At 53.5% G+C, this 1,473-nt stretch carries 4 protein-coding genes; 2 read left to right on the forward strand and 2 right to left on the reverse strand.

Annotated features, from left to right (window positions below):
• Window positions 1-514 (forward strand): DUF6682 family protein (locus ACO6UY_RS24640; protein ID WP_422491695.1); only part of this gene is annotated, 514 nt, incomplete at its 5' end.
• A 103-nt stretch (window positions 515-617) separates the two neighbouring features.
• Here the strand turns inward: ACO6UY_RS24640 and ACO6UY_RS24645 are convergent.
• Both ACO6UY_RS24645 and ACO6UY_RS24650 read right to left on the reverse strand, forming a co-directional pair.
• On the reverse strand, window positions 618-740 hold the full coding sequence (locus ACO6UY_RS24645) for a hypothetical protein (RefSeq protein ID WP_422491697.1): 123 nt from the start codon (window positions 738-740) through the stop codon (window positions 618-620).
• Complete coding sequence (locus ACO6UY_RS24650; RefSeq protein WP_422491699.1) at window positions 733-945, reverse strand: hypothetical protein; 213 nt, start codon at window positions 943-945, stop codon at window positions 733-735. The genes ACO6UY_RS24645 and ACO6UY_RS24650 overlap by 8 nt, the downstream gene beginning before the upstream one ends.
• A gap of 53 nt (window positions 946-998) precedes the next feature.
• Here ACO6UY_RS24650 and ACO6UY_RS24655 point away from each other — a divergent pair.
• Window positions 999-1,473 (forward strand): hypothetical protein (locus ACO6UY_RS24655; RefSeq protein ID WP_422491700.1); only part of this gene is annotated, 475 nt, incomplete at its 3' end.

The following is a 1,473-nucleotide window of genomic DNA, read 5'->3' on the forward strand; positions in this document are numbered from 1 at the left end:
CTCGCAGTTACTGGCCTTTACCTGTCAGGCACAGGCTGTGCAGTCGCTGCCCCCCGGCACGTACCGGCTGCTGGATATTGTGGATAACCCGACATCAGGCCGGACGGTGATCGCCACCACCCGCAGCAGCCTCGACAGTCTGCTGCCCAACTGGACGACAGCCACCGGCACGGACGTGGAGCAGTACGTCTACGACCAGAAAAGCCCATCGGTGTTCTATGTGTACCCTGTGCCCCCTGCCAACCATACGCTCAATCTGCTGGTCAGCCAGGCACCCGCACGGATTGTGATTACCGATTTTGATACCGACACCCAGGTATTCAGTCTGGATGATTTGTGGTTGAATCCGGTGATCAACTACATGCTGTTCCGGGCATTCAGCATGGATATGGAAACGGAAGCCACTATGCAGCAGGCCCAGAGTTATCTGGCCATGTTTGCCAATGATCTGGGGCTGAAATGGAACGTGGATCAAATGTTCCGGCAGATGCTTCAGGGGAAGGTTGAGGGCTAGTGTTTGTTCCTCCTTTTTTTGTTGTCGTGCCTTACCCACAAGATGCAAGCCAGCAGGGGTACGCCAAACAGTGCGGTCATTAGTAAGTATTGGTCGCCTACGGTCACTTGTGGTGCCCTTTCTTATGTTTGCGTTTGGACCAGTAATCCCATGTATGAAACCCGATGATACCAACGAACAGTACGGCACAAAGCAGGGCCATGGGTACAGCAGCAGGGTCAATCATTGTATTCGTCCTCCTGGCTTTTAAAGTCGAATACCACCGCAAGGTACAGGAATAAGAGGCAGGCAGTGCTGCCAAAAAACAGTATTTCACCCGGCACCTTTTCAGCAAAGAGAGGCTGTAATAAACAGATGCCCAGTGGCACTTTAACCAGATCATAGAACATTTTCGACAGGTTCTGATAAACCGCCAGCCGTTTTTTCTTCATATTTTACACCTTTGTACTTCTTATTCAGGGTTTTCCCAAGGACAGCATAGCCCATGAAACTGGACGCCTACCTTTCCCGCATACGCCCGTATGCCAAGGGCTGCCCGGATCAGGTGATCAAGAACTACCTGATCATTACCCTGCGGGACATTTGCCACCGCGCCAATATCTGGCGACACCATGACAAGCTGTTTATGGTCAAGGGAATCAAGGATTACGGCCTGACCGCACCCGCTGGCAGCGACATCGCTACAGTGCAGAATATCCTGCGCGAAGACGGCACCCGGCTGGAAAGCCGTGATCTGCTGCCCCCTTATCTTTCTGCCGGAACCCCTTATTACTACCGCCATGTTGAAACCACTGCCCTGCACGTTGCCCCGATCCCGGACAAGGACGCCATGCACGACATCGAGCTGACCCTGATGCCTGCCTTTGAGGCGACAGAGATACCGGACGATGTGGGCAACCTGACCCTTGAGTTTGCCTGCTGGGGTGTACTGGCCGACCTGCAAATGATGCCCGATGAAC

Source organism: Endozoicomonas sp. ALE010 (assembly GCF_049310165.1).
In the GTDB taxonomy this organism is placed as follows: Bacteria; Pseudomonadota; Gammaproteobacteria; order Pseudomonadales; family Endozoicomonadaceae; genus Endozoicomonas.